General features: G+C 35.3%; 23 protein-coding genes and 1 pseudogene. 9 read left to right on the top strand and 15 right to left on the bottom strand.

From position 1 onward, the window contains the following. Positions 1–143: 143 nt before the first annotated feature. From BVC89_RS30850 to BVC89_RS29065, 4 genes are all read right to left on the bottom strand, one after another. On the bottom strand, positions 144–815 hold the full coding sequence (locus tag BVC89_RS30850) for a fatty acid desaturase (RefSeq protein ID WP_103654463.1): 672 nt from the start codon (positions 813–815) through the stop codon (positions 144–146). 387 nt (positions 816–1202) lie between these two features. After that, the gene (locus tag BVC89_RS29075; RefSeq protein WP_103654461.1) at positions 1203–1892 is read right to left on the bottom strand and encodes an iron-containing redox enzyme family protein; all 690 of its coding nucleotides are present in this window, start codon (positions 1890–1892) and stop codon (positions 1203–1205) included. An 18-nt stretch (positions 1893–1910) separates the two neighbouring features. Next, positions 1911–2504, bottom strand: a complete 594-nt coding sequence (locus BVC89_RS29070; protein ID WP_103654460.1) for a GNAT family N-acetyltransferase — start codon at positions 2502–2504, stop codon at positions 1911–1913. A 104-nt stretch (positions 2505–2608) separates the two neighbouring features. Then, positions 2609–3382: a hypothetical protein gene (locus BVC89_RS29065; protein ID WP_103654459.1), complete on the bottom strand. Its 774-nt coding sequence runs from the start codon at positions 3380–3382 to the stop codon at positions 2609–2611. A 671-nt stretch (positions 3383–4053) separates the two neighbouring features. On the opposite strand from BVC89_RS29065, the pseudogene BVC89_RS30845 reads away from it, so the two are divergent. After that, positions 4054–5008, top strand: a pseudogene (locus BVC89_RS30845) (IS30 family transposase). 696 nt (positions 5009–5704) lie between these two features. On the opposite strand, the gene BVC89_RS30840 reads toward BVC89_RS30845, so the two are convergent. Next, the gene (locus BVC89_RS30840) at positions 5705–5884 is read right to left on the bottom strand and encodes a transposase (protein ID WP_425428408.1); all 180 of its coding nucleotides are present in this window, start codon (positions 5882–5884) and stop codon (positions 5705–5707) included. Positions 5885–6197: 313 nt separating this feature from the next. On the opposite strand from BVC89_RS30840, the gene BVC89_RS30240 reads away from it, so the two are divergent. Genes BVC89_RS30240 through BVC89_RS29045 form a run of 3 tightly spaced genes read left to right on the top strand, consistent with a single transcriptional unit; the run spans position 6198 to position 9469 of the window. Then, positions 6198–7688 (top strand): methyl-accepting chemotaxis protein, encoded by a 1491-nt coding sequence (locus tag BVC89_RS30240; RefSeq protein ID WP_103654458.1) that lies wholly within the window; start codon positions 6198–6200, stop codon positions 7686–7688. 13 nt (positions 7689–7701) lie between these two features. Further along, positions 7702–8991 (top strand): porin family protein, encoded by a 1290-nt coding sequence (locus BVC89_RS29050; protein WP_103654457.1) that lies wholly within the window; start codon positions 7702–7704, stop codon positions 8989–8991. A gap of 13 nt (positions 8992–9004) precedes the next feature. Beyond that, positions 9005–9469, top strand: coding sequence for a hypothetical protein (locus tag BVC89_RS29045; protein WP_103654456.1), 465 nt, complete (start codon positions 9005–9007; stop codon positions 9467–9469). Between the two features lie 1001 nt (positions 9470–10470). On the opposite strand, the gene BVC89_RS29040 is transcribed toward BVC89_RS29045, so the two are convergent. From BVC89_RS29040 to BVC89_RS29015, 6 genes are all read right to left on the bottom strand, one after another. Continuing rightward, positions 10471–11061, bottom strand: coding sequence for a hypothetical protein (locus tag BVC89_RS29040; protein ID WP_103654455.1), 591 nt, complete (start codon positions 11059–11061; stop codon positions 10471–10473). A 36-nt stretch (positions 11062–11097) separates the two neighbouring features. Continuing rightward, positions 11098–11496 (bottom strand): hypothetical protein, encoded by a 399-nt coding sequence (locus BVC89_RS29035; RefSeq protein ID WP_103654454.1) that lies wholly within the window; start codon positions 11494–11496, stop codon positions 11098–11100. 169 nt (positions 11497–11665) lie between these two features. Then, positions 11666–11977, bottom strand: coding sequence for a Cro/CI family transcriptional regulator (locus BVC89_RS29030; RefSeq protein WP_103654453.1), 312 nt, complete (start codon positions 11975–11977; stop codon positions 11666–11668). Beyond that, entirely contained in the window at positions 11961–12449 is a 489-nt protein-coding gene (locus BVC89_RS29025; protein ID WP_103654452.1) for a hypothetical protein, read from the bottom strand. Before BVC89_RS29025 ends, BVC89_RS29030 begins: the two co-directional genes overlap by 17 nt. 48 nt (positions 12450–12497) lie before the next feature. After that, positions 12498–12989: a hypothetical protein gene (locus tag BVC89_RS29020; protein WP_103654451.1), complete on the bottom strand. Its 492-nt coding sequence runs from the start codon at positions 12987–12989 to the stop codon at positions 12498–12500. Positions 12990–13239: 250 nt separating this feature from the next. Next, the gene (locus BVC89_RS29015; protein WP_103654450.1) at positions 13240–13767 is read right to left on the bottom strand and encodes a hypothetical protein; all 528 of its coding nucleotides are present in this window, start codon (positions 13765–13767) and stop codon (positions 13240–13242) included. A 155-nt stretch (positions 13768–13922) separates the two neighbouring features. Between BVC89_RS29015 and BVC89_RS29010 the strand changes: the two genes are divergently transcribed. Genes BVC89_RS29010 through BVC89_RS29000 form a run of 3 tightly spaced genes read left to right on the top strand, consistent with a single transcriptional unit; the run spans position 13923 to position 17415 of the window. Continuing rightward, complete coding sequence (locus BVC89_RS29010; RefSeq protein WP_158658202.1) at positions 13923–14702, top strand: hypothetical protein; 780 nt, start codon at positions 13923–13925, stop codon at positions 14700–14702. Further along, complete coding sequence (locus BVC89_RS29005) at positions 14699–16402, top strand: hypothetical protein (protein ID WP_103654448.1); 1704 nt, start codon at positions 14699–14701, stop codon at positions 16400–16402. Before BVC89_RS29010 ends, BVC89_RS29005 begins: the two co-directional genes overlap by 4 nt. 26 nt (positions 16403–16428) lie before the next feature. Continuing rightward, a complete protein-coding gene (locus BVC89_RS29000; protein WP_103654447.1) occupies positions 16429–17415 on the top strand; it encodes a fumarylacetoacetate hydrolase family protein in 987 nt (328 codons plus the stop codon). A gap of 46 nt (positions 17416–17461) precedes the next feature. Here BVC89_RS29000 and BVC89_RS28995 read toward each other — a convergent pair whose 3' ends face one another. Then, positions 17462–19690 (bottom strand): TonB-dependent receptor plug domain-containing protein, encoded by a 2229-nt coding sequence (locus tag BVC89_RS28995; RefSeq protein ID WP_103654446.1) that lies wholly within the window; start codon positions 19688–19690, stop codon positions 17462–17464. 1318 nt (positions 19691–21008) lie between these two features. Here BVC89_RS28995 and BVC89_RS28990 point away from each other — a divergent pair. Together BVC89_RS28990 and BVC89_RS28985 are read left to right on the top strand one after the other, a co-directional pair. Then, positions 21009–21437 (top strand): hypothetical protein, encoded by a 429-nt coding sequence (locus tag BVC89_RS28990; protein ID WP_103654445.1) that lies wholly within the window; start codon positions 21009–21011, stop codon positions 21435–21437. A 325-nt stretch (positions 21438–21762) separates the two neighbouring features. Continuing rightward, the gene (locus BVC89_RS28985) at positions 21763–22056 is read left to right on the top strand and encodes a hypothetical protein (RefSeq protein ID WP_103654444.1); all 294 of its coding nucleotides are present in this window, start codon (positions 21763–21765) and stop codon (positions 22054–22056) included. 723 nt (positions 22057–22779) lie between these two features. On the opposite strand, the gene BVC89_RS28980 is transcribed toward BVC89_RS28985, so the two are convergent. The 3 genes from BVC89_RS28980 to BVC89_RS28970 all read right to left on the bottom strand — a co-directional run bounded on the left by BVC89_RS28980 (position 22780) and on the right by BVC89_RS28970 (position 24851). Next, positions 22780–23187 (bottom strand): hypothetical protein, encoded by a 408-nt coding sequence (locus tag BVC89_RS28980; protein ID WP_103654443.1) that lies wholly within the window; start codon positions 23185–23187, stop codon positions 22780–22782. 214 nt (positions 23188–23401) lie between these two features. Further along, positions 23402–23821 (bottom strand): hypothetical protein, encoded by a 420-nt coding sequence (locus BVC89_RS28975; RefSeq protein ID WP_103654442.1) that lies wholly within the window; start codon positions 23819–23821, stop codon positions 23402–23404. A gap of 265 nt (positions 23822–24086) precedes the next feature. Beyond that, complete coding sequence (locus tag BVC89_RS28970) at positions 24087–24851, bottom strand: hypothetical protein (RefSeq protein WP_103654441.1); 765 nt, start codon at positions 24849–24851, stop codon at positions 24087–24089. Positions 24852–24889: the final 38 nt, after the last annotated feature.

Here is a 24889-nt window from a genome sequence, read left to right as displayed (position 1 = left end):
AGCTGTATATTATTGATTCTTGCGCTTCATCTCACCTAAAATTAACGTATTGCTAGTAATAAATTTGAAATAATTGTATCTATTGGCTGTTACTCTTCATTCAATAGCATAAGTGCTATTACTTGCTGATCAGTATATTTGGACTAATGATTTTTGTTTGACCAAAGAGATCTATGTGGATAATTCTTAATATACCACCCATGCAGAAGCTCAAAGAATGATGTTCTTACTATAACGCCTCTATCAAGCAAAAAAGGACGTATAATATTATTTGCTCTTCTCATTCGATAGAAAGGAATGCTGGGAAAAATATGATGTATTAAGTGGCAGTCTCCAGAATCCCATAAAAAAATAACTTGAGAAAAAAGGTTTGTTTTATAGTGTGTCGCAATATGGTAATCGTTGCTAGTGTTTACTTTAGTGTGTTCTAGTATTACGCGAAATGTGCCTGCTATAGGGGTTATTATTATTGAAGGTATTAAAAATCCCAGTACAATATATTTTGGAAAAATAAAGCTAAGTGGCAAAAGACTAATTATAAAAATACGTAAAATGAGTGTTTCAATTTTAGCTTTTTTTAAAGTTTCGAAATCCTGAGAGTCCACTCTCAAATACGGCTTTGTTTGACTAGAAAGCTTTCCTCCGTGTGCTAGTTTTACCCCAATAAAAGTCGAAAAAATAATCCGCCTTAATTTTGTATTTAAATATTGCTTATACTTTTCAGTATCTTTTTCGCTGCCGATGTACCTATGGTGTTTTAAATGGGCCTGCTTATACCTCGTTGGAACTGAAAATCTGACGATTGTTAGTATTATACTTGTTACCCAGGCTAGTGTGTTTTATTTTCCTAATCGACGATGGACAAAAATATCATGGTGAACAAGGGCCATTATCTGAATGAAAAAACCTTGAACAACAATAAGTAATATTTTTACCCATGTCGTTTCGTTTTTCCCTATGATTATAATTAAGGAAAAAAATATCATTATAGTGAAAAGGGTTGTGCATGAGTCGATTAGTTTGTTGGATTTATGTATTTTTTTGTATTCCTTGTCACCAATATAGGATTTTATTTCACGTGAAATACTTATTACATCAATATCTCCATTCATTTCTTACTGCCATGGTTGTGAAAAACTATAATTTCTATATATTTTATTAAGGCCATTCTTTCATAGATATAGCCTTAATAAGTTAGTATTCTAAGCTGAAACTGCTTTCTTTTTCTTGTTTACTAGATAAACTTCCGCAACGTTGTTAAACATAACTCCGGTCATGTACAATGTTGTTCTAGCTACATCGATAACTATTTTCTTTTGAGTATCAGTTTTGACATTTTTTTCTATGGCATCATTTACTTCGGCAGAATGTTTTTCATCAATAGCAGAATGGGCAACAAAAAATGTCATGTTATTATCTTTTAAGTTTAAGTCATCTTTCATATGATCCGTCATTTCAGCAAGATGGCCATATGATGATTCTGCCCAATAGCTATATCCCAGTCTAGCTAGGCCGCCCAGTTCAAGGGCTACATGATATAAGTATCCAACAAGTGCTTGTGTCGCAGGTAGAGCTCCACTGGCTAGGTCTTCTGGGCTATAGAGACCTATACTATCTAAGTCCCTAACTACCATGTTTTCATGACCGAGTTCTTCTAGTGCATGTTTGAAGCAAAACCTTAATAACGGAACTTCTGTATGGTTTATTTTGTAAGTGGCCACCGCTTGATTTATCGCATTGTGCTTAGTGTAATGAAAGATCTGAAGCATCAGTAATTTATATAACTCAGTATTAAAACCTTCTTCTCGCATGATGTTCCAAAAAAGACCTGACTTTATTGTTTCCCACTCTGAAGAAACTTCATTTTCTAATTGTTTTAAAAAACCTGACATTTTAATAACCTCGTTTTATCAATTAATGTTATACAATGGGACTTTCTTTTGATAACCATTTGCCACCGTTTGATCGAGAATTGTAGTAAGTTTTGACAATATTATTTTATAAGGCACGCTTTTCCCTTGAATTGGTAATTTAGCTGAAGCTATGCTGTAAAACCCATATTTCTCATACAGAGGTAGTAATCGACTTCTAATAGGTGCGATAATGTTTTGGCATGTCGTATTGTCTCGTAACCACTCCATACTCATCGCCAAGGCTTCTTTAAATATTCTATTTCCCCGAAATGAGGGGTGTACTACAAATCTACTTCCTTCCCGTGTCGGCAGACTAAACTCACCTTCGTTGAGTGTATTTGTAAAGAGGGACTCGATTACACTTGCGTTGTGCCCTAAAGGAACATATCTAACAGTAGCAATCATATTTTGATCATGAAGGTAGATGAAAACAGTTCCTAAGTTGTCTCTAGCTACTTCTTTTTCATAAAATTGCTCTTCCATTCTTTCTATTACATTTCCATAGTTTTTTCTAAAGTTACTAACAGTGTCAAGATGTGATTTGTCGTTTGCTACAATCAAGCTTGTTTTTTTTAATATAATATTGATCATATAGTACCCCCGATATATCGCAAAACATAAGTTTATATAAACTAAAATTGAATAATATTAGCGCCTGGCAATGCTTCACCATTTATTTTGAAAACCACTTGTTCTTAGTGAACAACAAGACCTAATGGAGTGGAAAGAGTTATTCCATCTCTATTTGTAATATTTACATTCCTTGTAGCTTTTTCAGGTACTCTTGCATACATCGGGTTATCAGAATGATAAGCAGTAGTGACGTAAAGTAATGTGGGGCCATCTGGAGAATTTTCTAATGGACAGAAATTTAATTTCCGTGAAAAGCTACCGTGCCCTTTATCTGATGCTACTATCGCATTGGGTACTCCTCCAAACAGGCTAGCGAACAGTATCAGCTCGGAAGAGTCGGGTAATTTAGTTATCCAGATTCCCCATACAGAATACATACAATTTGGGATTAATTCTCTATAGGAGGATCTAATAAAAGAGTTACCTTTGATATTGCAATTAATATTGAGGTGTCCTTTAGTTGTAAGCCAGTCTCCCAGTGTTAAATTATTACTTAAGACTCCCGGAGGTTGAGGAATAGGATTAGCGGGAACTTCACCCATGCGTGGTAATTGGGTACGGGAACCGTCGAAATTAGAAACCCGAAAAATGTCTTGAATCGGTATGTTAACCAATTTATTGTTGGGAGCTGGTATGCTAATACTATTGAGTATAGGGTTAAAGTAACTTGTTATTCGAACATTTCGACTGCAGTTTTCTATCGATAATGGAATAGCCTCCGTTGCACCGCCTGCTGGATCATACTCTGCAGTCACTGAAAACCCCAACGGAGTACCATCGAGTGGAGCAAGATAATACCATAGTCGTTCACCGCAAACGTCATTTGAGCCTGTCACAGATATACCCCCTATTTGATTAATTAACTCATCACCTATTTTTTTATAATTCTATATTTAAAGTTTTCAGTATTATTAACAGACGTGCAACTTAATAGTGTAAATACCATTGCTTTAATTACTTTTTCACTGGTTTTATCCTGTCGTTAATTTTTTAATTATTAAAAAGTAATCTTCATGTTTCGTATAAGTAACTAAGGTAAACAAGTTTTTAATATTAGTTATCATTAAATTCTAAAGGGGTTATATTTTTAATTACAGTAGATGTTAATTGTTTTTTTTGTGATAGTGTTTTTGATCTTCTAATGGGAAGTGTTGATGGTATTTTATTGTTGATAATAGTTAATTGTAGATAATATGCTGATATGTTTTCTATGCGCATCTTTATTTCTCAGATATCTTGTTTTTGTACGGGTTTTTCACTTTTGTGATAAACTTAATTTTTGCCATCTTTGGTAACTTTAATTGATAATTTTGTATAGGAAATGTATCGGTTGAGGATAATGTATTACTGATCGTTAAAGAATGAGAGCTACATTGGTAGAGTAAATTTTGATATTTTTCAGATTTGAATCTGTGATTTAACCTGAATTCAATTCGTAAGTGCAATTTCTGGGAAAGAGGTCAGTTGTTATAATTCGTGCCATTTTCCCGACGAAGAGAAATTGCCAATGAATTATAAACAATTGACCGAAGTAGAAAGATGCCAGATTCAGTCATCTTTGAAAGCGGGTTATACAAAACAAAAGATAGCCGAAGAATTGGGAAGGCACCCTTCGACTATTGGTCGTGAACTTAACAGAAATACTGAGCTGCGTGGCTATCGCCCTCAGCAAGCTCAACGTTTAGCCAGAGAACGTCAGCAACACCATAAGAATATACAGAATACCGAGTTAACGTGGATGAATGTAGAGACCTTGTTAAAGAGGGAATGGAGTCCAGAACAAATCAGCGGATTGTTAAGCCGTGCGGGATTACAGTCCGTCAGCCCAGAGTGGATTTATCATTATATTCTTTTGGATAAAAAAGACGGGGGCTATTTGTATTCTTACTTGCGTTGCCAGAAGAAACGTAAGAAACGCTATTGTAGCCCCAACAGTCGTGGACAGCTAAAAAACCGGGTGAGTATAGGTAAACCCCGGCCATTGTTGACGAGCGTAAACATGTAGGAGACTGGGAGTTGAAACGGTGATTGTTCGTCTTGGCAGGGCTGTATTGGTCACAGCGGTGGAAAGAAAAACACGCTTTAGCGTGGGCCCCTAACAAAACAGCAGAGGCGGTTAAGAATGCGTTACTTAAAGCGTTCGCCCCTTTAGCCGCTTGGGTAAAAACGCTGACCTATGATAACGGTAAAGAGTTCGCCTTGCATGAGGAGATTGCCTTAGCATTAAATGCCAAAAGTTATTTGCGCATCCCTACCATTCTTGGGAACGTTGTTTGAATGAGAATACCAATGGCTTGATTCGTCAGTATGCACCTAAAGGTTCAAACTTTGACGGAATGACTCAAGTTGACGTTAAAACAATAATGGATAAGTTTAATGACCGACCAAGAAAATGCTTGGACTTTAAAACCCCAAATCAAGTATTGTTTGGGATTCATCAACCGATTGCACTAGCGAGTTGAACCCGTGTAATAATTTACGGTTAAAATCTACAATTAATGCTACGCTATTACTAACTCTATTCGCGAGTGTTATGTAGCTGGGGTGAGTGTAACCCGAACCTATTTAGGAAATTGGGATAGTACTTTAAGCCCTGATTTCTATGCTCCTATACTTGACTTGTCCAATTATCGATAGTGGTATTATTATAAAAGTTTTGATTAGGTGGGTGTCCCAAAAACGCAGCAGTAGCACCAAATTGTCATAGTTATGTAGAACTTCGTTTTGAGTATAGGTGTAGCACAAAGAAGAATTCTCTATTTTACGACTAGCGGGTATTGCAATAGGCAGTTCTGTATGTAATATATCGACTGGAATTGGCGTAGCCATTGGTGTTGTTGTAGGTAAGGGTTGTTTAGAGCTCTTAAGTTGATATTAAGTGCATTACTTTATCGGCAACACTTGTGAATGAAAAAATATCATGATCAGATATACAACTATATACAGACCAACATAAAAAACAGTATCTTACCACTATCTTCACGTTACTCCGTAGTTTCAATTGGATCTTGAGCGTATTTGAGGCGAAAGTCTTAGTTTGCCTAACTAATCTTTTCAACTAAATATTTTTGCCCATAATAGTCTTTCCCGGAAATACCATATCTTTATTTATATCTGAAAGCAGGATAATTCCCTTACGGAGAAGTTGTTGAACACTGTCATCGTATCAGACGGTACCTTTTTAGGGGGGGGCTTTTTACCACTATATGAATATGGTTTACGGGAACTTCAAGTTCAACTAGCTCAAGGTCATAATTGTAAGTAATTTCCCTATGATATGTTTCAATGTTCTGCGATATGGTTCTATAAATATCTTGTGACAATACTTTTGAATTCATACGAAGTTGCGCGCCAACTCTACTCAAGGGTAAGCTGCTAAAACGCCTACTAAGCTGTCAAGTTACTTTATTTTACTATCTTTAGCTACCGATTGAAACCGTCTGGTGTTGGTCTACACTTAGATTCATAATCTTATTTGAGGGCAAAGCAGTGTCACATCAGGGCATATCGAAAAAATGACTTCAATCCGTTCTCAACTACTTTTATCAATTGGAGTTGTTATAGCTCTTGTTGCCGGACAATCTCTAATTATTGCCTATCTAAAATAGTGAGTTGAGTGACGTTACTAAAAAATTAGTTAAAGCAAGCCATATGCGTCTTTCCATTGATTTTACTAGGGATAATGGCGCAGCGATTATCTCCCAGCTACACAGTATCGAACACATGCCTGGAGACAATATCAGAGACTCTATGGAAAGCAACATTTTGCATTTGAAAGAAATAGAAAAAAACATTAATCAAATACTAACGGCTCTTGTCAATCTTAATTTTCAAGAAAAAGAACATGATTTAATAAAAAAACAGTATAATATGATCAAGGTAGAGTTCTCCTCTTTTAATGATGAAATAAACTCAATGGGAGAGGATCTTGATAAAGAACTATTATCTGAATTAACTATCCTGGTTGAGGAGCCTATTTCAGAGCTTATTGAACAATTAGCTATTCTTAATCATGAGCTTTCCAAACTAATTACTGACGCCTCTATGGAAGTTGCTAAAAAACAAGAGCTACCATTAGTTTATGGTATAAGTTTGGCCATCGTTACATCTTTTCTTTTATTTGTTTTAGGGTGGCTCTTCTCTAATCGGCTTGTTGGTGTTATTAAAATAATTGTTCGTCAGACAGAAAAAATTGCTACTGGACACCTAAACTTACAGCCACTCAATATGAAAGGCTCCGACGAATTAACTGCTCTTGCTAATTCTGTAGATACCATGTCAGTAAACCTAAAAAGTTTGGTAATACAAATTCAATCAGAAACATTTGATATATCCGGGGCTTCTATCGAATTAGCTAAAATTGCAGATAATATTAAACTGCAAACACGTGCGCAAAACCAACGTATAGCGGCAGCTGAAAAAATTTTTGATGAAGTATCTGTGGCGATACAGCGTATCGATAATAGCGCATCTGACACCGTAAAAATAAGTCGTAAAGCACACGAAGAATCCAGGAAAGTTAACAATATTGCTTCGGAAATGAATACTGTTATCCATAATCTACAAAATGACATTGTTAGAGTGACATCAGGGATATCAGAGATAAACCAAAAGAGTCAAAATATTGCTACTATTTTAGCTGTAATCACTTCTATATCAGAGCAAACTAATTTATTAGCGTTGAATGCAGCAATTGAATCTGCTCGTGCAGGTGAAGCAGGTCGAGGCTTTGCTGTAGTCGCTGATGAAGTTCGAACACTTGCCAAAAGAACACAAGAATCTGCAATTGAAATTAAACAGATGATAGACGACTTAACTTTGGTTGTTGATCAGTCTAATGAGCTGATAATCACAAGCTCTGGATCTACTAAGAAAACGGTGGCTATTGCTGATAATGTACACCAATCTTTAAAAGTTGTATTCGATATGATTGATAAAATTGATGATGCTAGTGGTGAAATCGCGGATGCTGTTTCTCATCAGAGCAATCAAGTCGGAAATGCTCTGACTGTGATTAGCGAATTAGTCACCGCTGAAGCTGAAGTTGAAAAAGAAGCAGATAACACTATCGATGAAAGTCATAAACTTGTTGACCTAGGGGATAGAATGACTCATACCGTTAGTGAGTTTAATACACGTTAATTAAGGGTATATTATGGGTAATATATTTTTTTCTTTATTAAAAAAAAATGAATCTGAAGATATAGGGTTCTTGATGTGGTTGTCTTATATTAAAAAAATCGTTGTGTTTTTTTCAACAGCTATGTTTTCATGTTATGCGAGTTCTCAAGATGAAAATATCCTGAAAACGAAAATAGAAGAATTAGAAAAAAAAGTGGAAATTCTTAACAGAAAAATAGATGATTCGGGTCTTAGTGATACAAGCTCCTCTTCTGAGCTAGGAGGAGAGAATTCAGAAAGAATTGCTGAGTTAGAAGAGTCTTTATGGTCTATTGAAGAACGTTTGGGACAAAGAGCTATTGTACAAGCTTTTGATGGTATACGCTTAGATATAGGTGGTTTTATTCACACGGCCTATACAAATATAGATGGAGAAGATAATCGGGATTCTTCCTTCGATAGGCAGAATTTTGAGTTACTAATTGGTGCAGAATTAGATGAAGAGTGGAGTGCATTTTTTGCCGGCGGTTTTCTGAGAGAATCCGATCCTTCTTTGTCTTTTGATAATAGAACTAGTCCAGTATTCAATTCGCGAAACAAAAACCCACAAATTATTGGATGGGTTAATTATTCTGCTAGTAGTTTGTTTAATATGCGCATAGGTCGTATGATTACCCCTCACGGAATTATAAATATAGAGCACTTTCCCGCAACGTTACTAGACCCCGAGCAGCCTCAATTTCTTAGACCTTTCAGTGGCGATACGATTTTTCCAAACTTTGCTACTGGCATTCAATTACATGGGAAAAAATACTTTTCTGTCACTAGCTTTGAATATGCAACTTATGTCACAAACATGTCTTCTAATGCCGATGAACTCCAACTCGGAGGACGCATGGCTCTAGGGTTTATTGACGATAAGCTTTCTTTGGGCGTTAATTATGCGAATGGTACGCGGGCTGATGATGTGAATTACGATATGTCAGGTGTTGATTTCAAATTAGATATTGGTGCTTTACTGTTAAAATCGGAATACTACCAAACTAGCGAAGATACTTCAGGCATGGGAGATATGGATAGAAAAGCATTTTATATTCAACCTGCTATTCAACTTTCTAATACATGGATATTATTTGCCCGCTATGACAGACTTGATAGGGGGGAGGTTATTGGCAAGTCGACAGAAATGGCTGCCGGTTTAAACTTTCTTCCTTCTCCTAGAGTTCGTTTGCGTGCAATCTTTACAGCTAGAGAATATGAAGGTGGTGGTCAGGCTAATGCAGACGCAGATATTATGCAAATTTCTGGAACGTTTAGTTTTTAATTGGGGAGATAACATGAATACAAGAAAAAAGACTTCTGGTTCTAGACATACTATTTTTTTGTTTGTGGTGCTTTTATTATCACAATTAACATTAGCAGACGAGTATGCTGTTGTTGTGAATACAGTAAATCCTTACGATACTGTCGATATATCTAAGGCTAAGAAAGATGTACGCTTGTATTACTTGAAAAATCAAAATCAATGGCCTCATAAAGAAAAAGTAAAAGCTTATGGTTTGCCTTCATCTAGCGCTGGACAATTAGCATTTAATGACGGCGTTCTAAATATGTCAGATTCGGAACTAACTCAGCATTGGCTTAATAAGAAACAGACAACAGGAGAAACACCTCCTAAACCTTTGAAGTCTGATAGAGCAGTACTGACCTTGGTGTCAAAGCGCCCAGGAGCTTTTGGTATCGTCAGCCTCGGTAGCACACAATCGCTTCCTGCTAAAGTTAAAGTGTTATTTACATTTTAAAAAGATAAGACAAGTATGCGCTATTGCCCATCTACCGCTGCTTTTTTTGAAAGTAATATATAACTAAAAAAACTATATAATACGGCCATGAAAAATACGAGAAAATCAGCTAGAGCTAAAGTGTGAGGAAAATAATTAAAATGTGGTAAGTGAAAAAATAGTTCATAGTATATCCGCGTAATAATATTTTTTGATTCTTCCAGATAAGAATACCCATAAAACAATATCCAGCTAGTTTTATAGTTATTAAATAAACATTCCACTGCACATTTTGTTCATAAAAAGGAAACTTCTCAAAGTTTCCTTAGTGGCCCACCTCAATGTCGCTTTACAGCATGCTTTGTTTGAAATCACAGTTGTATGGTTATTGTGTAAAGAACTGGCTGGTATATTTACGGCCATGATCCGAATGAAATAATAGTATTTCCTGGTACTATCTTATTTCAAGGCTCATTTGTAGTGTGAGGATAGTTAATATCGTACTTTGTCGCTTAAAAAATATATAAGCCACATTAAAGCGAATAACTAGATATGGCCAATGCATACCCCGAAAATAAACACAAACACCCCAGACATAGTGCATAGGTTAAGGTGTGAGAGGAAGAAGTCTTAGTAAAAATTGTGTTAAATAATTGAGAGAGACGAGAAGAGTAAAAGTCCATAGAAAATATCATTTCCAATAGAATCCGTAAATAATAAATGTAACGCCTTGTGAGCATATTCCTGCCCAAAATCTTAGCATAAGGTGTATTAAAAAACAGTGTTTTAGATGACATATTGCCTATATGATTTTTTTTCATACAACATGGCTCTTTACACACAAGAACATGAATACATCATGAACATGTGAATAATGTTGATGTTAACTATAAGTGTAGGTTGTGATGATTCGTGCCACGTATGCGACTTTGGTCGTAATGTGTAACAGATAAAAAAAGCGTCCTTGCTGAGTGTTCGTCTTCCTTGGTCTTGCTCCCCCATAGATTATTGATTATTGTCCATTAGTCTTCGGCCAAGACTGCCGGGTCTGCTGGAAATGACAAAGCAATATTTTCTTCAAAAACAATGCCGCGCAAGTTATGACGCATAAACGTGTCTCTAAAATCGTGTCGGCAATAGATCCCGAGATAGTTATCGTATTCACATTTAAACAGGGGTAAATGTGTCAGTTTCTCCTCAATAAAATGCAGTGTGGTGACGTAGTCAAACTCATTTTTTGTGGAGTGTTTTGTATCTAGCCCATTAAATTGTTCGGCAATTTTTAACGGGTTATAAAGATAAGCGCGTGTATCGCCGGAATAGATGGGTAAGAATTCTCCATGCTCTGCCAGCATCCCGTAAAAAATACGGTAAGACTTTTCACTCAACAGCATACACCCGTAGTCGACGATAAGATCGGGAATGGGCAGTAGTGGCCCTTCTTCAAGAGAATTATGAAAACGGAACTTAATGGGTTGCCATTGGTGGGTATAATGTACGGCATTAATCTCGATACCAAAAACACTGTAACGGCCTAACTTTTTCAACAGATCGTTGCTATCCAATTGGTAGGTGGCATAACGATAAAAGTTAGGATGAATTCTGTAAATCATGTGAATGATGTCCTTATGGAAATAATATCAAGCCGGTCAGTTGGCAACTTTCGACCATTGCTGTGTTTGTTCCCGACAAAACCGCAGCCCGGTTAACGGTATTGTTTCAATAATATTTTTAAATCGCTGGTGGCAGACAAGCGCGGATGTCTTGTCTTGTATACCTTTAAAGATCAAGGTATTTTTAGTGGTAGAAATGAGCGTTTTTTTTGTGGCTCGTTTAAGAAACAGGGAAGGGCAGAACACATAGCCAATATGGTCGCTGGCATAAACACGAATAAACGTCCCGTATTTCTTAAGCGCACTGGCGATACAAGGGTAGGCGTGAAGACTGAAATACATCGAATGCCGGTGGACAATAATATCCGGTAACGAGGTATTAATAATCGTGCCTTTGTCAGCGGATGAAAATGTAATATGTGCATGCTGTGACATATCGCTCTCCCATGTTATGATACTGAGGCCGAGTAGCCAGTCGCTACGCAGCGAATATTGGATAGGGGTTGGCCTATCTTGATGGATGCTGTAGAACATAATGAAAAAAAATACATTACCCTACGCTATGGCTAGCGTATAAAAGTGTTAGATTCTTTAAAGTAGTGTGCTATTTTTTTATGTTATGTTTGCATTTTTTTTGTAACCCTCGTCTTTCCATGTGTTTGTTGTAGGCTTCTTCCAATAACTCGTTAATAGACACTGTCTCACCGGCATATGTTTTTTTGTCCTCTACAAGCAGCATGACTTCCCATACTTTATCGCAAGGGATATACCCCGATTTTACCCACCGTGCGACAGCACTCACCGAGACATTCATCGCTTTTGCTAACGCCGCTTGATTACCAAAAATACGTAAGACCTTTTTAATTCCCGGTGTTAGGGTTTTAGAGCGATGTGCAATGCTATAGTGGACTGCCATTTGTTTTACTCGCTGTCAAACTTCTACTATTTTTTAATTGGACGATGTTGCTCAACATCTTGTTATTACGACAACTATGTTGTTTTTCTAGGGCGGTATCAAATGCTCTATGAATCTTATATCTACCTTCAAAGTGTAGAGTGATTGTCATTGTGTTCCATTGAAAGATATCAGCATAGTAACCATTGTAGGCGTGTAAAATAGTACAGAGCGTCGATATATACTGAGCAGAATCATCATCTATCTCTAAAGGGAGTAAAGTCTCTCCTTGATACGCTTCGACAGAAAGCTGACAACTAAACGTTTTTTTTCCTGTCTTAAGCACATATAAATGTAACATGAAAAAATCGTCTTTATATACGTGAAGGATCTGCGTCATTATCTTATTGACGAGTCTTTTGGTATAATCATGTTGCATCCCTTCATAAAGTTGATCCGTAAAGGAATGGGTTTCTGTACAGTCGGCTGGCATATAAATTCTCCGTGTGTAGTTCTCTGTAAAAACTCAGTGATTATCGTACTAACTGGATAACCAAGGCCGGGGATGATTATTGGATAAACCTTCCCATGTGCGTATTTTTTTGAAGGTCTCTTCGTCTAAGCGCTTTAATTCTGACTGACCTTGCATCACGCTATAGGCGGCATGTATATCGCGATCAAATTTGTATTGAAAGATATAGCGCTGATCGTCATGGATGATTAAGCGTGCTTTGTTCCACTTTTGATTGAATGGCTTAATTCGGGTGCAATCGTGTAAAATTTCTAGCCGCTTATCGAAATGTGCTTTCTTTTCTTTAGGATAAAATAAATTGCTTAGCTGTAATGAATCATCTAGTTTATTTTTAGCCTCGATAATACATGTATGATTATTTGGTTTGATAAAATAAATTTCTACAGGGTAAATTGTATCTATATTTCTGACCCCTTTTTGTATAAGTTTAATAAGCTCTTGTAATACGCATATAGCTGCGTTAGATGCGATATCAACTAGATTTCCCTTCACTTCAATCATGACTTCTACCATCCAAGTTTTTAAATATAGTGAAATTCTTGCAATGGCTTTAAAAACTATACTTACAGACAGTAGCCACCGTTAAACGACTAAAATTAGTTGTTTAAGCCCACTATATAATTTCGAATATTCTAAATTCCTAAACCCGATATGGAATTAAGATTGGTTAGTCTCTAGATTACCAAAATTGCATTTTAAATGCAATTTAAAGTTGCATTTAAAATGCAAGTTGAAAGCTAAAGGGAGTATGTTAGCCGGTATTTTTACCATGCAGTGCACTTTTAATTGTACTTTCAATAATTGAATGGTCTACGGACAGCAGCTTTTTAATGGTATTGATTTTATGCTTGATAGAAAAGTCAAATAAGAGGGTATTCATTTCTTTTAGCTTTTTGACGTCAAAATCACCGTCAATCTTCTCAATTATGAATACATCTAAATATGACTGGAATAAGTCACTATCGACAAGAGGGATTTTTTGAAATGGGTTTTCAACTCCACGTCCATCGCCAGTAAATAACCAGGCGGCGACACCAATGGGATCAAATTCCCAATCTGTGTTAGATAAGAGAGTATCAACAATATCTGCAACAGTAGGAAAAGTTGGAGGTTTGTCTGTTGTGCACCAGTTTTTGAATGTATTATGGGATGTACCACATATAGAAGCACCTTCCGCATGAAGCCCTCTCTGACGTGGTAAACCTGACAGTACACACATGAATACAAATCTCGCAGAAAAACCACGAACTACATTAGGTTTTTCAAACTTGCTTATCATGCATTACTCCTACATAAAATTTTCAGATGTTATAATACTTTGCAAATACAGATGGTTGACAGAAACTCTAGAGTTAAAGACGGTAGAAATCAATACATATTATGAGGAACTTATTATTTCTTAGTTTAGTACTCTATTTATCGGCTCAAAGTACCGTGTTAGCTAATGTTGAGTTTCTCTATCCGCCAGAATCAGCGAAAGCTTCAAAGTTTGCAGAGCAGATCAAAAAAACAACAAGCAGCCTTAGTTTAGGGAAACATCTTGTGACTGTAACTATAGGAACTGATTCCCTTAAAGCAGCTATTTTGAATAAGCGCCCTAACATTGTAGCTACCTATATAACTTCAATTGACTTCAATAGAATTATCCAATCACATGATAATATTGACGAGCTTAACATAGGCGCAGTTTTTCACAATGCATCACCAAAGTTAGTTATTTCAATAGCAAGTAAACTTTTACCTTATAAGAAAGTCATTGCGCTTAAAACACTACCTGAAAATAATGATTTTTACGACATCTTCGATTCTAATGTAAGCTGGATCGAGCTTAGAGATAAAAGAAAGAGTAGTCTTTTGGATTATATACCAAGAGATCGTTCCGTCTTTATCATTTTTCCTGATTTTCAATTCTTTGATAATAATGTAATTCGGAAGTTTATCCGTGACTTATATTTTGACCGTAATGTATTTACTATAGGATTTAATAAGGATCATACAAAAATGGGAGCGCTAGTTTCCATTTATCCAAAAGAACTTTATCAGCATAAAGAGGTAGTGACACAGATACTACTTGCAAGCGATGGAAAAGCGATCCAAGGGAAATACATTGAGAATATAAATATATCATTAAATCGTGCACTAGCTAATAGTCTAGATATTCCTCTCAAAATAGTAGATCAACTGGAAAAAGCTATTAAAGAGGATAGGCTATGATATCTGCCAATATGACAAAGAACTCAAGCATTCGAAAGATATTTATGGTATTGCTTTTCTTTTCGTTTCTTTTTTCATTGATATCATCGTCAGTTATTGGGTTCCTTAAAGCCCACAAAGATACATTAAGCGAAATAGAAATTATCAGTACTTCAGCATTTAATCAGTTAAAACGAGTATCTACTGACGCAGTTAAAGGCTTCGATATTGATTATTTTGAAGTATTTGCAGAATCTATAATTGAAAGTACTTCAGTGATACAGGTCGAGTTGAGAAATAATAATGGGTTTTTAGTATCAGAAGTTTCATCAGGAGAATTTATATCATTAAAGATTAGTGATGTAATTAACAAAAGATTTGAAGTATTTGAGAAGTCCTCAGATAGCTTAGAAATTGAAGAAAAAGTCGGCATATTAATTGTTCATATCAATAAAGATCAGATTCGAAAGGGGTCTTATTCGATAATTGTATGGCATATCATAACAACCTCTTTAATTTTTGGAATAATTATACTTGTTGTATTCTTATTTTTGGGATATAGACTAGATGCTATACATAAAGCAGAACAACAAAAAAAATCAACAGAAGATTCATATAGCGAATTATTACTCTCATTATATGAAAAAATATCACCGATACAAAGAGGCTTGGTTGATATTCAAGATGCTTTGATTTGTGGAGATTCCCACACTCAAAAGAATATACCTAACAAAATAACAAAGATCACAAGATCCTTTAATGAAATCATTTCATCATTTGAAAAAAATATTTTGCCTGTAAGGGTACATTCCTATGCATATAAAATAGATGAGTTTGTCGACTACATACAGTCAGATTTGTTATGTGTAGTTAACGTTAACGTCAGTGAAGAATTTAGGCATTTGTACTTAAAGATTGATGATCTCTGGACTAAAAAATATATTTTAGCTTTGATCAAATTAGTGAGTGGTTCATTAGATGAACCTAATGTTATTATAAATATATCATTGAAGGCTTCAAAAGAATCAACTGTTTCAAAACTTATCATTGTGATAATGATGCCTAATAGCCGAGTTTGTGATGATAAAACTATCGAATCTTTTTCTCATATTTTAGATACGAAGAAGTTGGTAGCAGTAGGAGGGTGTGATAGTTCAGAAATAATGCTAATTAATTTTTTCAATACTATATTCAATCCAGAAATAAAAGCCCAATTTATAGGCCAGCCAATAGTTGCCGTTTCTTTGACGGTAGCTAGTAGCACAGAAAAAAACAACCTCACTGATGAACTCTCAATACCAAATATTATAATTGTTACTGAAGACCCTTCAATTATTGAGTTGTCGAATACAATTTTAGATACATGTTCTTATCAAGACGCCATCGAGAATCTCGAAGAAATTAAAATGCATTCCTATATAATTTTGGATTGTAGCGATAATTTTAATGAAAGCTTAAAAATTTCCAATTTGTTAAATGAGAAGTCAAGAAGCCTTTTAGGCTGCCTAATTTATAAAACCGAATTGCAAGATAAAGATATTTTATTATCTTTAACGAATTCAAAATTTGATTTTTTGATGAAAAAACCGTTTTCACTAACAACGTTAATTGAAAAAATAAGGCATGTCTCTAAACCAGAATACTCAGGTTTTTATGATGAGCTAAAAGAGTATAGATTAAAAACACCTTTGGTAGTCATAAATAACGACAAAAAAAATTAATTTTTATTGGATTAATGGTAACGTAAATGAAACTAGCAACCTTTATATACAACGATGTGGAAACTTGGGGGATAAACGTCAATGGTAAACTTATAGATATTCCTTCTTGCGAAAGAGAACTTGGAGTTAAACTACCTTTTGATAATGTTTTATCAATGGTGAAATATGGGAAAAATGGTATTAAGTTAGTTGATGAACTAGTATCAAAGGTTGATTTTTCTATTTCCAAATATCTAGTTATAGAGCCTGACGAAGTAGTGTTTTTAGCACCGATACAAGTTCCTGAATCTATTCGTGATTTTGGTTTGTTTGAAAAACATTTAATAAATATTATTCGTTTCTTCGTCTTAGGAAAGTTCTCAGCATTTGATAAAAAGCTTGAAAAACTTACTAATGGTAAATTTTCACTTGCAAAGAAAATAAATAAGAATTGGTATCATAGTCCTTCATATTATAAAGGCAACCGATTTGCAATGATTGGACATAATGCTCATGTTAAAATTCCTTCCGGCTGCAGAGCATTTGATTTTGAACTCGAATTAGGCGTTTATCTCTGCTCTGAAGCAGCTAATATAACCAAAGAAAATGCCAAAAACCATATTTTTGGCGTCACATTATTTAATGACTTTACTGCTAGAGATATTCAAGGTAGAGAAATGGGTACTAGGATGGGGCCAGCAAAAGGTAAAGATTTTGATCGTGGGTATTCTACCGGACCTTATTTAGTTACCACAGATGAACTTGATATTGATGATATTGAATGCCAAGTCTACGTAAATGGTAAGCTTTTTGGAGGGGGAAATACTGACGAAATGCATTGGTCGTTTGAAGAAGTTATTGAATATACTTCAAAGAACGAAACACTATATCCTGGAGAGCTAATAGGATCTGGGACTATTACAGGAAAAATAGGAAGCGGCTGTGGTGCTGAAATTGGTCAATTTTTAAAGCCTGGTGATACCGTCGAATTAAAAAACAGTGTGATCGGAACACTGAAAAATATAGTTGATTAAAGAACATTGGCGGTTGACGAAGATACACCGCCAATATTTGCAGTATCTAATAATCAAATGAAATTGTAAGAACTGCATGCAATTTATCTTCAAATCTTGAGCGAATCAAGCGAAAGTCACTGATATCTTCAGTATTTGTGGTTGCCATCTTAAACTGTTCTTTATTGTCGTAGTACTGAAGAAGTAATGCAATTTTCGGTGAAAAGTTTCTAAACTGGTTGAATTTTTTACTCAAATTGAATGTATACTCTCTATATTCAATATTCGCAATATTGTTATAGTTGATCGAAAAAGCTATACCCCAGGCATTATTTATAAGTTTAGAAATATAAATGCTTCCCGTATTTTGGCTATAAAGAGACTCTTCGAGACGGGTATTCGATTCATTATCTATATAAGCATAAGTGACGCCTACTTTAGTGTTACTATTGAAATCATACCTAAGTTGACTTTCTAAACCGGTTAATTCAACTTTGCCGTCATTTAGGCCGCTCCACAGTGTCGCATCACCCAATGTGCTAAGTAAATTTTTAAGTTTCTCATTGAATAATTTAATATCATATTCAAGCCCAAACTTTGGTAATTTTGCATAATATACTAGTTCTATTGACTCAATTTCTTCAGGCCCTGCATCTGGATTAGCTAGGTTAGTAAATGCGTAAACATTGTTATCATTTATCAGTTCACCTGTTCTACGGTCTGTTAGTCTTACTGTGCGATTTAACTCGGATTCTCTTGTCAAAAACGGTGGAATCACAGTTGATTGTGCACCAATAATTTTTATTGTATGGTTGTTACTGATTAAATAATTAAGGGCTATTCTAGGAGAAAACTCTTCGGCATCAACTAGATCAAAGTGCTCATACATTGCACCTAGATTAGCATATAGTTTATTAGTTAATTGAAACTCCGCATGTAAGAAAGATCGAAATTGGGTTTCACTAATTTCTCGATTACCATAAAGGGATTCTGACTCAGTAGATACTGACGTTCCACCGATTCCAGAAATTAATCTAAACTTTTCCGTAACTTGATAGGCATGTTCATAATTTAAATCGAATGAGCGTTCATAGGTTGGTTCCTTGTAGTAACTACAATAGTCTCTTCTCCTACCTTCTGGGAATGAACTATTAATTCTTGCTTCGTATGCTTCATATGCTATAAGTTGCTCTGGTGTCAGCTCAGATCGATCCTCAATTCCTAACTCAATAGCTCTTGTCCATATACTCGGCCCAAATTCAAATAATCTTGCTTCTTCCTCCCAGTAGAATGAATTAGCAAATCTACAGTTGGTACTTTCTTCAGTTGACTTATTGAAATTTACATTCAAATGGTATTTAGATGTATGATTTTGGTCAAACCTAGTTTCACCCTTTAACGTGAAGAAAGAATTCTGGTTTTCAGTATATACAATTGGGAATGGGTCATCAGCGTATTCTCTGAAAAAGAGTTCCGGACGAGATGTATAATCCAGGTCAGATATTTTTGTATCTATATCCAATGTCGTATTTTTTAACTCAATCTTCAGCGATGAGTTAATATAAACTAGTTCATGGCTATCGTGAGCCGTTTCCCAGCCATTTTGCACATTAGTAATATCATCACCAAATGCTGGATCGCCATTAGCCAAATCATCTGGTATGAAATCTTGATCATAGCCATCATCTTGTCTATGCCCAATTTCAACAACAAATTCTGTTTCATCGTTAGTTATTACATGTTTGAGCCGAGCATGGCGGGTATTATTAGAGCCAGTACGTACCAAAAAGCCGCTTTTATCTCTTGAAGGTTTTTTTAGAATAATATTAATAGTTGCTTGACCCGCGTGAGTACCGTACAACACAGCTAACGGAGATCTTGCTACTTCTATTCTATCAACTCTAGTGATATCAAAAGGCATGGCATTCCAATCGACTACACCATCAGAAGCTGTGTGAATTCTTATGCCGTCGACTAAGACTAAATTCCTCCTAGTCCTATTAGCGTTAGTACCATGATAAGTTACCTTTGGGCCGTTAAAGCCTTTAATAACTTGAAACCCAGCAACATATCGAAAAATATCTTCTAGTTTTACAATACCTAAACTTTCAAAGGTTTCTGATTCTATAACTGTCATTGCGGATGGTGCTTCATGACGTGTTTGTTTAACCTTTGAGGCTGTTACAACTGTATCGGAATATTCGTTGATGTTATCGTCAAGTAATGGATCATTGGCTTGAGATATTGCAGGAAACAGTAGTAATAATACCATCAATCGATTGACTTCTTTTTCCATAGTTTGATCCAGTAGAAACGTCCTAACATTTACGTTTTGCGATAATGAAGAACTTAGGCTGCAAAACTTTGGTTATTATTAAAGCTAAACAATTATTAACAATACAAAATCTATTGCCTTTCATTTTTTATATTCTTTCTAGTTGAAAAATCCGCCGTATATTGAAAAGTAGTCTTCAATGTGTCAAGGCGTCGTCTTTATAAATGGGCTTTGAGAATTTAGAAAGTCGGACTGAAATCATTCTTTTGTCGCAATAATTATTTTTAATGGGTGGTAAGTCTATTTTTTGCTCACCAATATTTTAATAAATTTAATAAGGTTAAATATTCTATGTGCAGGGCAATTCCTAAAAAACATAATATCCATGGGTGAGCAGAGACAAATTGATACTCACAGGTTTGCTTAATACTGTTCAACGAAGCTTGCTGAAGTGCGTAAGCTATGTGTAAGAGAAGCCCGCTAGAAGGCTGTTTATGCTAATGTTTCCCTTATCGCTTTTTTAATCGTAAATTTATGCAATGTATAGCTGTTGGACGAAAATTAAAGCTTATAAATACTCCTAGTTCATTGATTTTATTATATATGTTTTTAAGTTATATAGGCTTTTGTTTAGTATAATTGGTATTCTATTTGTATTTTAATTAATCCCAAAAAGCCCTAATTTTCTCCGTTCTGAGTAAGGTTTGCGTATTTCTTTCTGGGTAGCCATTGCCCTCAAAAAACCATTATAAAAGTCCGTCGCTAAGTTACTGATTTATAAGGAAATAATTTTTCGACATCGACGGACTTCGAAAGTGGTGCCTAGTAGAGTGAGAGAGAATATAGGGGAGAAGAGAGAATTTGATGCTATGAAGTCCGGGATCAAAAAATAGCCGAAGTCCGCAAACCCTTGCCAGTTCTGGGCTGTAGCGAGGCGTACAGCCATAAAAAAAGCCAACCTGATAGGGGTTGGCTTTGTGGTCTTGGTGGAGGGGAGGGGACTCGGTTCAAACCCCTTCTGTGATGTATTTAGGCTTAGCGGTAACTGCTAGTAAGTATTGGTAAGCTCATGAAACGCTACCTTCCTACCTTGGTATATATCTTTTTGGTATATGCTCGTTAGGTGGTTTTTGGCGCAGCGTTATCTACTAAGTGATAGAATTAAATCATTGTATTTGGCTGAGAGTGAGGTAGATTACACACCTCTCGTTGAATATCGGATATATTGTATTTTAAATAAAGGCAATAGATATCTAGATTCAGTATGAATGCAAATAAGATATGAGAGTCGCTTAAAGCGTCTGAGCCATATCCAACGTCAAGCAGAGAGCTTGAAACTATGTTAAACGATAAAGGTGTTTATGATGCTCTGGGTCGAGTTGCCGAAAGTCGTCTACGTAATACATCAGTAGAAGATATAGTGGCAGTCGCTCTCGCTGTATGGCATGAAGGCTTTGTTCCCGATGTTTCATGGGCAAAAAAATTAAACCCCACGAGCCAGCGAGTCGTCGGCTATGCGTTAGAGTTTTTGGCAGGCTTTAATGTGCTTTGTCATGAAGAGCGTGAATGCCTATTGAGCTTCTCTAATCAACTGCGCTCCGCTGATATACCTTATGTTGAGCCTGATCCTCATAGGGATGATCTAGCAACGGACTGGGGGCTTAAGCATGATATAACACCATACTTTGAACACCTTTCTCACTTTCAGACTCGTCATTATGGACATAATTCAGAGTATAAACGCCCATCGCCAAATTTTGTTTTATAACAATAGCTGAATCATTTCCTATAAAATAAATTTCTAATTATCCAGCCAACTTTCATTTTACAGAAAAGTTTTGGCACGCTTTACTGTTTAATATAAGATGCTCAGTATTTTTGTTTTTTATCTGCTTTTATTAAATTAATTAGATAGTATAATTCTAGTTTACGTTGAGACGTCTAAAATCTATGCAAATATAGACGGTGTGGCTAATTCACAACTGTTCAAACTAAAGATTTAATATAACTTTAAATAAATTAAGTGAAGCTTCCCTTAAATTCACTTAATTAGAATAATGCCTATAACCAAGCTGAAACAAAAGTGAGGAAGTATGAGCAAAAAACAATCGTTAGAGAAGTTAAGTAATATTATTGATGAGCAATCGACAATTGATACTCATATATTCTATCGAAATAGTTTCGCTATATCATGTTATCTAGTAGAGCAAGGAGAAGTGGTCGCTGCTAAAAAGCAATTACGATACCTGTTTCGCGTATTGGGTAACGACAATAGAAAAACATATTTTTCTAATATAGTAGATTCAATTGAAGAATATGCAACTGAATATGCATATGAAATTTCAGCAAATTTGGAAATTAACAAACTTTTTACAAACGCAACATGATAAATTACAGTATTAGGCTATAGATAATAGAGTTTTAAAAGTGTGAAATCAAGTTCATCACTATTAACTGAATCATAAGGCGCTGCTTCAGAAAGGTTATAATTTAACCCGCATTGACACTTAAATATATTTAACCACTAAAAAATAGGGGGTAGCTGGGTACTTCCTGTGAACTATTTATAATAAAGAAAGGTTATATTATTAATAAAAAACGCCTAGCGTCTTAATGTTAAAGGCGCTATTTATTATTGCAGAATTTATAAATAGCTTTTATCTGGCATCATTAAAAACTTGAGTTTTTTCCTATATTTAAAATATGTTTTTAATTTAGTGAAGTAAGTTATAGGGTTTATTGATAGTTAATTTTAAATTTCAGGCTAAATGCAGTTACAAAGAATTACCTGATTACCATCAATATTAAGTATGTTTAAAAAAGTATTGCAGCCATAGCGACTAAGTAGTTGAGGGGTGTGTTTCATGGTTAAAAATCAGATCCAATTTCAATTAGAGCTTTTTTATCACAAGCAGACATTTAGTTAACGATAACGAACGGGTGCTTCTTCCACATTACTGCCGCACAAAAACCAAGCTATGGCGTATTAGTATCTACAAAGTGGTCATTCGAGAGAAAGCTAAGTTAACAGGCAATAACACTAAGGTAAAGTGCATAGCACCGTAGTGTTATTGCTCCAGTGAGCGAGTTAAGCTCGCTTATTATGCAGTTTAATCAGTAATTTCTTCTAACATGACTAATCCTTTTTTCACTTCAGAGATTAAGTTAGTTTTTAGTGATAGCCAGTTATGTCTATAAACTCCATCTACCTTACTGGATGTTAATCTCTCATACTGATGAGTTGCATCAAATTGCTCCTTTTTATTAGCTTTTGATAAAAATTTATCATCTGACATTTGTTGGTTAACCTGAATCCCATCAGAAGCCTTATTTTCCACGAAGATATGATATTCATTTGTCTCTTCATAACCCCTATGCCATCCAGATCGACCCAAAACAAATACTGTTGCTAATAGTGCATAATCATTCTCGCTTAGTGAATTAATATAGTCATGCATCTGCCGTGAAGCTATCGGTATTTCTTCTATGGTGCTATAGATCGTATAAATTCGATTCACTTTTTGATAACTCCTTGTTATATTATTTATTAATTTTTGTGATTCTGTTCACTTAACTGCATAACAGATATTGGTCGGAATTCCCGTCTATCCACAACGGCTTTCCGATAGACTTTGTATATAAAACTCTAACAGGTTCAAGGCGTTACAACAATATACTGAAACAGATAATGTCTACAAAGGACGATTTTTTGTCTTTAATGCTATCATTTTTTTATATCGCTAAAGACTTATCTGACGCCATACTATTTTTTGATATTGATGTAAAAACCATACCATTGTTACAGAGAAAGCCAAACACTGAAGCAGTAGTATTTAAAAAACAATCATTCAATATATAACCTAGCGGAGTCTGTTTGGTTAGCAATGTGAGAGCTACAATTAAGAAAATACTTAGTATTGCATTGCTTGACCCTAGGAAAATTACTATTTTTTGACGCGTTTCAGTTGATTTCTTATACCCATTTGAAACTCCCAAGATTTGATTTTTAAGAAAGTAGTATGACTCTAGTTCTGATTCAGTCTTTCCTAAGTTCGAAATATACTTTAATTCTAAACTTCTTATTGCTGAAGGCATACTTATTTTAATTTCAAAGCTGAATAACCAACAAGAGCTAAATTTATCAATGCCCACATTACAAGTGAAATTCTAAGATATTTAATTTTCACTTCTAACTCCTAACGTCTCAAGAAGAGGGCAGTTTACTGTGTATCAGTTGCTTGGCTTGATGTGCCCAGTATGGGCACATCCTTGTGGGGCAAGTCCCCTAGATTAAAATCTAATGATATCGCTGCAAACCCTAAGAGAACAATCCTATCAGCATTTGTTAGTTACATCATTACCGATTATTTTTGAAGTTTATCAGCCATCATTTTGAATCTTTCAGCATGTTGCGGCTTTAATTTGAACTGCATATATTAACACCTTTGAAATCGACGTATTGACCATCCATGTATATTCTCATGTTTTGAATTTTTCTATGTTGTGAAAACGGGAATGGTTGAGAGGTTGATAAGTCAAAATTCATTAAAGCCAGTGCTTTGTCGTTAGGAGAAAACATTCTTTTAGCTGTCTTTCCAGTTGATCTTCCTATTTGTGCAAATACTGCATAAGCCTCACTGCCTTGTTCATCAAGTATTGAGGAATAATCGCTATTTAAGGTGATGCGTTTTTTAGAATTTGCCTTTTTTGTTATTCTGTAAGTGCATTCTAATAGAGAAGACTTCAATACACATTTTAAAACATCGATATTAAAGTCTTCGGTTCTTGCTGTTGGTAACTCCCCATTTATTGCGGTACAAGGCAAAAGAGTATTTTTATCGTTGTCTAAATTTTGAGAGTATCCGAGCAGTCGATTGAGTATTTTATCTATATGCGGCTCCATACAGGCTCGAATATTTTGAAGATTTTCATGTTGAAGTTCATCCCTTAAACCATTGACTATTCCTCTAGCTTCCTCTGATCTAAAATTAAATGAGCCAGATGCGCCTTTTTTTATAAAAGATAGTCCGCCTCCCCCGGATGCTTCAACATCAATACTTTCTCCAGAAGCGCAAGCTGTTTTAAGAAAGTCTATCGCTCCAGCTATTCTTCCAGAATCAAATTCTTCAGCATTCCCTGTAGATACAAAGATAGCTACTAAAAATATCAGTAGTTTATTCATTGACTGTCCTATTGTTAAATGAGTTACATTTTTGCCAT

Origin of the sequence: Agarilytica rhodophyticola (genome assembly GCF_002157225.2) — a bacterium.
Lineage (GTDB): Bacteria > Pseudomonadota > Gammaproteobacteria > Pseudomonadales > Cellvibrionaceae > Agarilytica > Agarilytica rhodophyticola.
The sequence above is the reverse complement of the archived record's forward strand: the minus strand, read 5'-3'. Positions and strand labels throughout refer to the sequence as shown.

Bases quoted from the DNA above. Each gene is read 5' to 3' on its own strand.
- BVC89_RS29075 (WP_103654461.1), bottom strand. From the start codon at position 1,892: ATGTCAGGTTTTTTAAAACAATTAGAAAATGAAGTTTCTTCAGAGTGG.
- BVC89_RS29070 (WP_103654460.1), bottom strand. From the start codon at position 2,504: ATGATCAATATTATATTAAAAAAAACAAGCTTGATTGTAGCAAACGAC.
- BVC89_RS30840 (WP_425428408.1), bottom strand. From the start codon at position 5,884: ATGAATTCAAAAGTATTGTCACAAGATATTTATAGAACCATATCGCAG.
- BVC89_RS30240 (WP_103654458.1), top strand. From the start codon at position 6,198: ATGCGTCTTTCCATTGATTTTACTAGGGATAATGGCGCAGCGATTATC.
- BVC89_RS29050 (WP_103654457.1), top strand. From the start codon at position 7,702: ATGGGTAATATATTTTTTTCTTTATTAAAAAAAAATGAATCTGAAGAT.
- BVC89_RS29045 (WP_103654456.1), top strand. From the start codon at position 9,005: ATGAATACAAGAAAAAAGACTTCTGGTTCTAGACATACTATTTTTTTG.
- BVC89_RS29040 (WP_103654455.1), bottom strand. From the start codon at position 11,061: ATGATTTACAGAATTCATCCTAACTTTTATCGTTATGCCACCTACCAA.
- BVC89_RS29035 (WP_103654454.1), bottom strand. From the start codon at position 11,496: ATGTCACAGCATGCACATATTACATTTTCATCCGCTGACAAAGGCACG.
- BVC89_RS29030 (WP_103654453.1), bottom strand. From the start codon at position 11,977: ATGGCAGTCCACTATAGCATTGCACATCGCTCTAAAACCCTAACACCG.
- BVC89_RS29025 (WP_103654452.1), bottom strand. From the start codon at position 12,449: ATGCCAGCCGACTGTACAGAAACCCATTCCTTTACGGATCAACTTTAT.
- BVC89_RS29020 (WP_103654451.1), bottom strand. From the start codon at position 12,989: ATGATTGAAGTGAAGGGAAATCTAGTTGATATCGCATCTAACGCAGCT.
- BVC89_RS29015 (WP_103654450.1), bottom strand. From the start codon at position 13,767: ATGATAAGCAAGTTTGAAAAACCTAATGTAGTTCGTGGTTTTTCTGCG.
- BVC89_RS29005 (WP_103654448.1), top strand. From the start codon at position 14,699: ATGATATCTGCCAATATGACAAAGAACTCAAGCATTCGAAAGATATTT.
- BVC89_RS29000 (WP_103654447.1), top strand. From the start codon at position 16,429: ATGAAACTAGCAACCTTTATATACAACGATGTGGAAACTTGGGGGATA.
- BVC89_RS28995 (WP_103654446.1), bottom strand. From the start codon at position 19,690: ATGGAAAAAGAAGTCAATCGATTGATGGTATTATTACTACTGTTTCCT.
- BVC89_RS28990 (WP_103654445.1), top strand. From the start codon at position 21,009: ATGTTAAACGATAAAGGTGTTTATGATGCTCTGGGTCGAGTTGCCGAA.
- BVC89_RS28985 (WP_103654444.1), top strand. From the start codon at position 21,763: ATGAGCAAAAAACAATCGTTAGAGAAGTTAAGTAATATTATTGATGAG.
- BVC89_RS28970 (WP_103654441.1), bottom strand. From the start codon at position 24,851: ATGAATAAACTACTGATATTTTTAGTAGCTATCTTTGTATCTACAGGG.